Annotated in this window: 8 protein-coding genes; 5 read left to right on the plus strand and 3 right to left on the minus strand. The window is 72.0% G+C overall.

The window, feature by feature from the left end; genetic code table 11:
- From E1182_RS27660 to E1182_RS27670, 3 genes are all read right to left on the minus strand, one after another.
- Window positions 1–650, minus strand: a 650-nt coding sequence (locus tag E1182_RS27660) for a methyltransferase domain-containing protein (protein WP_132270680.1), incomplete at its 3' end; no start/stop codon positions are given.
- Window positions 651–853: 203 nt separating this feature from the next.
- Window positions 854–1171, minus strand: a complete 318-nt coding sequence (locus E1182_RS27665; protein ID WP_132270681.1) for a hypothetical protein — start codon at window positions 1169–1171, stop codon at window positions 854–856.
- Between the two features lie 38 nt (window positions 1172–1209).
- On the minus strand, window positions 1210–2847 hold the full coding sequence (locus E1182_RS27670; protein ID WP_132270682.1) for an ABC-F family ATP-binding cassette domain-containing protein: 1638 nt from the start codon (window positions 2845–2847) through the stop codon (window positions 1210–1212).
- Window positions 2848–2941: 94 nt separating this feature from the next.
- On the opposite strand from E1182_RS27670, the gene E1182_RS27675 reads away from it, so the two are divergent.
- From E1182_RS27675 to E1182_RS27695, 5 genes are all read left to right on the plus strand, one after another.
- Window positions 2942–3712, plus strand: a complete 771-nt coding sequence (locus E1182_RS27675) for an ROK family protein (RefSeq protein WP_132270683.1) — start codon at window positions 2942–2944, stop codon at window positions 3710–3712.
- Between the two features lie 93 nt (window positions 3713–3805).
- Window positions 3806–4174, plus strand: coding sequence for a M48 family metallopeptidase (locus tag E1182_RS27680; protein WP_132270684.1), 369 nt, complete (start codon window positions 3806–3808; stop codon window positions 4172–4174).
- Window positions 4175–4267: 93 nt separating this feature from the next.
- Entirely contained in the window at window positions 4268–4522 is a 255-nt protein-coding gene (locus tag E1182_RS27685) for a Smr/MutS family protein (protein ID WP_030329768.1), read from the plus strand.
- Window positions 4523–4712: 190 nt separating this feature from the next.
- The gene (locus tag E1182_RS27690; RefSeq protein ID WP_243706451.1) at window positions 4713–5957 is read left to right on the plus strand and encodes a PP2C family protein-serine/threonine phosphatase; all 1245 of its coding nucleotides are present in this window, start codon (window positions 4713–4715) and stop codon (window positions 5955–5957) included.
- Window positions 5954–7489: ATP-binding protein (locus tag E1182_RS27695; RefSeq protein ID WP_132270685.1), on the plus strand; the 1536-nt coding region annotated here is incomplete at its 3' end. The genes E1182_RS27690 and E1182_RS27695, both read left to right, overlap by 4 nt.

The raw sequence follows: 7489 nt of genomic DNA on the forward strand, positions 1-7489 counted from the left end.
ATGGAGGCGCCGTCGCAGCCGGCGTGCAGCGGGTACCAGCGGGGTGTGCCGGGCGGGCGCTGGCCGCAGATGCCCTTGACGGTCTGCACGTCCAGCAGCCGTACGTGGGTCGGGTCGGCGACCGCGTTGACGTGCCCCCACCAGGGGCTCATCACGTGCAGTATGCCGCCCGGCCGCAGCACCCGGTGGCACTCGTCCACCAGCGGCAGGAAGTCGATCAGGTGCTCCAGGATGTGCACCGCGAACAGCCTGTCGACCGAGTCGGTCGCCAACGGCAGCGACCGGCTGAGGTCCGCGACCGCGTCCACCCCCGGTGCCGGGAAGATGTCCAGCCCCAGGTTGGACGGGTACTGCTTCTGGCCCCCGCAGCCCAGGTCCACCACCACCGGGTCCCGCCCGGCGACCCGGACCCGGTCCCAGACGCCGAAGACGCCGGCCAGCCGGCCGACCAGTTCCCGGATCAGGTTGAGCTGGGCCGGTTCGGTGACCTCGCCGGTCAGGTGGGCCACCCCCCGGTCGAACCGCACCTCGACGGCGAGCCCGCGCAGCCGCTCGTCGTGTCGGGCCTGATCGGCCCAGGCGTCCGCGAGAAACCCGTCGATCGCCCGCAGCCGTTCGGCCGAGGGCGGCGTCCGTGCCAGTGCGACCATGGCCACCTCCCGGGCCGCCGTTACCCGGATTAGCGCCGGTTATGCCCGCCTCGTCCGCGTCCGTCCGCCCCTACCCGGGCGGTGATCGACTCAGTTTGCGGGATGGTGCGCTCGCCGGGCGGCCGGACACCGCCACCTGCGCACAAACAGAGTCGATCATCGCGCCCTGGCCGCCCGGCGACCGGTGGCAGGCGGACCGGCGGTCAGCCGGAGAGGGTGCGGCGGACCGTGCGGCCGGCCCCGCGGATGCGTTGGCGGGGCGCGGTCACCGTCTTCGGCCGCTTGAGGTGGTACCGGTGCAACTCGTTGTTGCCCGGCAGGGACGGATCCTCGCTCATGGCGACCAGTTCCCAGCCCTGGTCGCCGGCCCGGTTGAGATGGGCCAGCGCGGTGTCGCCGTACGGCGTCACGTCGACCATCGAGCCGTCCGGGCCGTACCAGACGAAGACGATCTCCCAGCCGAGGTCGTCGGCGGCCGGTTGACGGCGGCGGACCAGCAGCGCGTACTCCCACTTGAGCATGGAGTCATTGTCACCCGGCGCGACCGGATCGGCACGGATCAATCCTCGGCGATCCGGCCGGCGTCCACCCGCAGCCGCCGGTCGACCCGCACCTCCGCCAGCATCCGCCGGTCGTGGGTCACCAGCAGCAGGGTGCCGGCATAGTGCGAAAGCGCCTGCTCCAGTTGCTCGATCGCCGGCAGGTCCAGATGGTTGGTCGGCTCGTCCAGCACCAGCAGGTTGACCCCGCGCCCCTGCAACAGCGCCAGCGCCGCCCGGGTCCGTTCGCCCGGCGACAGGCTCGCCGCCGGCCGCAGCACGTGCGCCGCACGCAGACCGAACTTGGCCAGCAGCGTCCGCACGTCCGCCGGGGTCAGCTCCGGTACGGCCGCACCGAACGCGTCCAGCAGGGGCTGCTCACCGAGGAACAGCCCGCGGGCCTGGTCGACCTCGCCGACCACCACGCCGGGGCCGAGCGAGGCGTGCCCGGAGTCGAGCGGCAACCGGCCCAGCAGTGCGGCGAGCAGGGTGCTCTTGCCGGAGCCGTTCGCCCCGGTGATCGCCACCCGGTCGGCCCAGTCGATCTGGAGGTCCACCGGACCGAGAGTGAAATCGCCCCGGCGTACCACCGCACCGCGCAGCGCGGCCACCACGGCACCGGCCCGGGGTGCGGCGGCGATCTCCATCCGCAGCTCCCACTCCTTGCGGGGCTCCTCCACCACGTCCAGCCGTTCGATCAGCCGATCCGTCTGCCGGGCCTTCGCCGCCTGCTTCTCGCTGGCCTCGCCCCGGAAGTGCTTGACGAACTTGTCGTTGTCGGTGGCCTTGCGGCGCGCGTTGCGCACGCCCTTCTCCATCCAGGCCCGCTGGGTCCGCGCCCGCGCCTCCAGTGCCGCTCTCGTGTCGGCGTACTCGTCGTACTCGGCGCGGGCCTGGCGGCGGGCCACCTCCCGCTCCTCCAGGTAGGCGGTGTACCCGCCGCCGTAGTGCCGGACCTGCTGTTGCACGAGGTCCAGCTCCAGCACCCGGGTGACCGTGCGGGTGAGGAACTCCCGATCATGGCTGACCAGCACCGTGCCGGCGCGCAGCCCGGTGACGAACCTCTCCAGCCGGCCCAGGCCGGCCAGGTCCAGGTCGTTCGTCGGCTCGTCGAGCAGGAAGATGTCGTAGCGGCTGAGCAGCAGCGAGGCCAGCCCGGCCCGGGCCGCCTGGCCACCGGAGAGCCCGGTCATCGGGTGGTCCAGGTCGACGGCGAGCCCCAGCTCGGCGGTGACCTGATCGGCGCGTTCCGCCAGGTCGGCCCCGCCGAGGCCGAGCCAGCGTTCCAGCGCCTCGGCGTACGTGTCGTCCGCACCGACCGCGCCGGCGACGAGGGCCTCGGTGGCGGCGTCGAGCGCCGCCTGCGCCGCCCCGACGCCCGTACGGCGGGCCAGGAAGTCGCGGACCGTCTCCCCGGGGCGGCGGTCCGGTTCCTGCGGCAGGTGACCCACCGTGGCGGTGGGCGGGCTCAACGCGACGGAGCCCTGCTCGACCGGCTGTAGCCCGGCCAACGTGCGCAGCAGGGTCGACTTGCCGGCTCCGTTGGCGCCGACCAGCCCGACCACGTCGCCGGGGGCGACGACCAGGTCGAGGTCGGCGAAGAGGATCCGGTCGCCGTGGCCGGCGGCGAGACCCTTGGCGATCAGCGTGGCGCTCATGAGGAGCTCGAGCCTACCGCCGGTCGCCGCCGCCGGCCGACCGGATATCCGCCCCGCGTCATCGCTGCTCGGAGCGCGAGGCAGACTCACTGCCGTGGTGACCACTCTGGCGATCGACTGTGGCGGCGGCGGGATCAAGGCCTCGGTGTTGGACGCGGCCGGCACGATGCGGGCCCGACCCATCCGGGTGCCCACCCCGTACCCGCTGCCACCGGCGCTGTTCGTCAAGACCCTGCTGGAACTGGGTGGGCGGCTGCCGGCGGCGGACCGCGTGACGGTGGGGATGCCCGGCATGATCCGGCACGGGGTGGTGGTGGCCACCCCGCACTACGTCACCCGGTCCGGACCGCGCAGCCGGGTCGACCCGGGCCTGCTCGCCGAGTGGTCCGGGTACGACGCCCGAGGGGCGGTCGCCGACGCCTTCGGGCTGCCGGCGCTGGTGCTCAACGACGCCGAGGTGCACGGTGCCGGGGTGGTGGCCGGGACCGGTTGCGAACTGGTGCTGACCCTCGGCACCGGGCTGGGCAGCGCGTTGTTCGACGGCGGTGCTCTCGCCCCGCACCTGGAGCTTTCCCACGCGCCGGTGCGCTGGGGTACCACCTACGACACGTACGTGGGGGAGCCGGAGCGCCGGCGGCTGGGTGACGCCTTCTGGTCACGGCGGATCCGGCAGGTGGTGGAGGGGCTGCGGCCGGTGTTCCACTGGGACCGGCTCTATCTGGGCGGGGGGAACTCCCGCCTGATCCGTTCGGAGCAGGTGGCCCGGATGGGCGACGACGTCGTGGTGGTGCCGAACACGGCCGGCATCGTCGGCGGTGTACGGGCCTGGGAGCTGATCGCCGACCGGTACGACCCGACCCTGTGAGGCGACGGTGTCCACCGGAGGAACACTCGCGGTACGGCCGGTGTTGTGCCAGCGTCGACCAGAAGGCGGCACGACACGAGGAGGTGGGTCCGGATGGATCTCCTGGCGGACTACCGGCGGGCGACCATGTTCTTCGAAGCGGGTGACCCGACCGGAGCGGCCCGGTTGCTCGAGCCGATCGTCGAGGCCGAGCCGGGGAACTCCTCGGTGCGCCAGCTGCTGGCCCGCGCCTACTTCCAGTCGGCGCAGCTCAACCGGGCCGAGGAGCAGCTGCGGGAGCTGGTGAACCGGGACCCGAGCGACCACTACGCGCACCACGTGCTGGGGCGGACGCTGGAGCGGTTGAACCGCTACCGCGACGCGCTGCGGCACCTGCGCATCGCCGCGGCCATGCACGCCACCAACGCCGACTACGCGACCGCGCTGCGCCGGGTGGAGAGCCGGGTGGGCAGCGGCCGCTGACCGTGACGAGCCCGGGGGCGGCCCTGACCGGGCCGGCCCCGGCTCGTGCCTACGATGGGACGTCACGGGAGCTGAGCTGGAGGTGGGTACGGCGTGAAGCTCAAGCTCGACCTGCACGAGATCTTCAACAAGGGCCACGACATCGACCGGGCGCTGCGCGGGATCATGGACGAGGCGGTGGCGAAGAAGGCCACCTTGGTGGAGATCATCCCCGGCAAGGGCTCCGGTCAGCTCAAGAAGCGGGTGCTGCGCTTTCTCGACCAGAAGGACGTCAAGCAGCTCTACCACCGGGTCGAGAAGGACTCGAAGAACTTTGGCCGACTTTTCGTGCACTTCCGCTGGAAGTAGCGGTCCCACCGCGCCCGCCCGAAGGGCCTGCGCGGGACGCTGGGCCGCCGCCTGGTCAGAGGCGACGCCGGATGACGGCCTTGCCCGGTACGCCAGGGTCCTGTTGTGTGCGACCGTTGTCTGATACAGGATCAGCAGGGCACTCGGAAGGAGCCCCGACATCACCAGCGATCTCCCGCGTCTCGCGGCGGTGACCCGGCCGCACCGGCGGCCCGGCCTGGCCGGAGCCCCGCTGGCGCCGTACCCGCACGGCGGCCTCGGGCGTCACCCCAACCTGCCGCCCGGCGAACGACTGAGGGTGCTGCTGGTCGAGGATGACGAGGGTGACGCCTTCCTGGTGGGTGAGCTGCTCGCCGAGACCAACTCGATGATCGACCTGCTGGTCGCCACCAGCCTCAGCGACGCGCGGCAGCGGGTGGCCGGGGTCGACTGCGTCCTGCTCGACCTCGGGCTGCCCGACGCGCAGGGCCTGGACGGGCTGCGCAAGGTGCTGGAGATGGCCAGCGGTGCGGCGGTCTGTGTGCTGACCGGCCGCTCCGACGAGCACCTGGGCATCGTGGCGGTCGCCGAGGGTGCCCAGGATTACCTGGTCAAGGGCCAGGTCGACGGGGTGCTGCTGACCCGGGCGCTGCGGTACGCCGTGGAACGCAAGCGGGCCGACGAGAACGCCCGGCGGCTACGCGAGGTCGAGCTGCGGCAGGCCGAGTCGGCCCGGCTGGAACGCGGCCTGCTGCCACAACCGCTGATGTCCACCGACGAGGTCGCGGTGCACACCTTCTACCGGCCCGGCCGGCACGCCGCGCTGATCGGTGGGGACTTCTTCGACGTGGTGCAGACCCGGCCGGACCGGGTCGACCTGATCGTCGGTGACGTCTGTGGGCACGGCGTGGACGAGGCGGCGCTCGGCGTCGAGTTGCGGGTTGCCTGGCGGGCGCTGATCCTGGCCGGGGTGCCCGACGACGAGGTGCTGCCCGCGCTGGAGCAGGTGCTGATGAGTGAGCGCCGGCTCCAGGAGATCTTCGCGACCGTCGCCACCGCGCGGCTGGACCTGCACTCCAACCGGGCCACCGTCCGGCTGGCCGGGCACCCGCCGCCGCTGCTGCTCTCCGGCGGTAAGGTCGCGCCGGTCCCGGCGCCGGGTGGCCTGCTCCTCGGCGTACGACCCCGCCGACCCGTTGCGTTCGACCTGGAGTTCGACATCGATGACTGGTCCTTGTTGATGTACACCGACGGTCTGATCGAGGGGCGGGTGGGCAACGGCGACGACCGGCTCGACGTGCCAGGGCTCGCCGGCCTGCTGGAGGATCCGGCCAGTCAGGCGGTGCCGCTGGCCGAGCTGCCGGCCTGGCTGGTCGGCCGGGCGGAGCAGATCAACGGAGGCCCGCTCGCCGACGACGTGGCCATGCTGCTGGTGACCCGGGGCGGTGGCCGGTGAGCTCGTACCGCCTGGGGTGGACCCTGCGTCGGCGGGTGCTGACGCTGCTCGCGGTGGTCGGCACGATGTTGGTCGGCCTGGCGGTGGCCGAGGCCGTGGTGGCGGCCCAGAACCAGCGCCACACCGACGCGGTGCTCCGGGTGACCGGCCCGGCCCAGGTGCAGTCCCAGGAACTGCTCGGCGTGCTGATCAGCCAGGAGACGGCGGTGCGCGGCTTCGCGTTGACCGGCCAGCAGCGGGACCTCGCCCCGTACGTCGAGGGGGTGCAGCGGGAGCAGAGGCTCTACGGCAGCATGGGGGGGCTGCTGCGCCACTATCCGGAGATGCTCCGGCAGCTCGACGCGGTGCACGCGCGGGCCGACGAGTGGCGGCGCCGCGTTGCCGAGCCGGTGATCGACACCACCAACCGTTCCGGCACTTCCGCCGCGCAGGCGCTGGTCACCGACCAGTCCGGCCAGGAGTTCGACCGGGTCCGGGACTCAGTGGTCGCCCTCCAGACGATGATCTCCGACGAGCGGGAACGACGCGCCGGGCAGATCTATCACACGGGCGACCTGCTGGTCCTGCTGCTGATCATCGCGGCGGCGGTGGTCGTGGTGGCCGGCGCGATGACCGTGGTCTCGCTGGACCGGGTGGTGATGCGACCGCTGACCCGACTGGTGCTCGAGGTCCGGGAGGTCGCGAACGGCGACTACCGGCACCGCATCGAGGGGTCCGGTCCGCCCGAGCTACGCCAGCTCGCGGTGGACGTCGACGCCATGCGGCAGAAGATCGCCCGGGAACTGGACGAGGTGCGCGAGGCCCGCCAGAACATCGAATGGGTCAACAACCAGTTGCAGAAGCAGGCTGAGGAGCTGACCCGGTCAAACCGTGACCTGGAGCAGTTCGCCTACGTCGCCTCGCACGACCTGCAGGAGCCGCTGCGCAAGGTTGCCAGCTTCTGCCAGCTGCTGCAGCGACGCTACGCCGGGCAGCTCGACGAGCGGGCCGACCAGTACATCGCCTTCGCCGTCGACGGCGCGCAGCGGATGCAGCGTCTGATCAACGACCTGCTGGCCTTCTCCCGGATCGGCCGGTTGACCAGCGGATTCACCGAGGTCGACCTGGACCGGGTGATGGGCGACGTGGCCGGGCAGACCGAGGCCGCCCGTCAGTACGCCCACGCCGAGCTGACCTGGGACCCGCTGCCGACCATCCGCGGCGAGGAACCGCTGCTGACCAACCTCCTGGTCAACCTGGTCAGCAACTCGGTGAAGTTCCGCCGCCCCGACGTCCCGCCGAAGGTGCACGTGTCGGTGCGGCTGGTCGGTGACGAGTGGGAGATCACCTGCCAGGACAACGGCATCGGCATCGAACCGGAGTTCGCCGACAAGATCTTCGTGATCTTCCAGCGGCTGCACTCCAAGGACGCCTATCCCGGCACCGGGATCGGGCTGGCTATCGTCAAGAAGATCGTCGAGTACCACGACGGCCGGGTCTGGGTGGACACGAGCGTCGAGGAGGGCACCGCGATCCGGTTCACCCTCCCGGCC

The sequence above is a fragment of the Micromonospora sp. KC721 genome (genome assembly GCF_004348355.1).
Taxonomy (GTDB): Bacteria; Actinomycetota; Actinomycetes; order Mycobacteriales; family Micromonosporaceae; genus Micromonospora.

Coding starts and splice junctions, on each gene's coding strand:
- E1182_RS27665 (WP_132270681.1), bottom strand. CDS start 1,171: ATGCTCAAGTGGGAGTACGCGCTGCTGGTCCGCCGCCGTCAACCGGCC.
- E1182_RS27670 (WP_132270682.1), bottom strand. CDS start 2,847: ATGAGCGCCACGCTGATCGCCAAGGGTCTCGCCGCCGGCCACGGCGAC.
- E1182_RS27680 (WP_132270684.1), top strand. CDS start 3,806: ATGGATCTCCTGGCGGACTACCGGCGGGCGACCATGTTCTTCGAAGCG.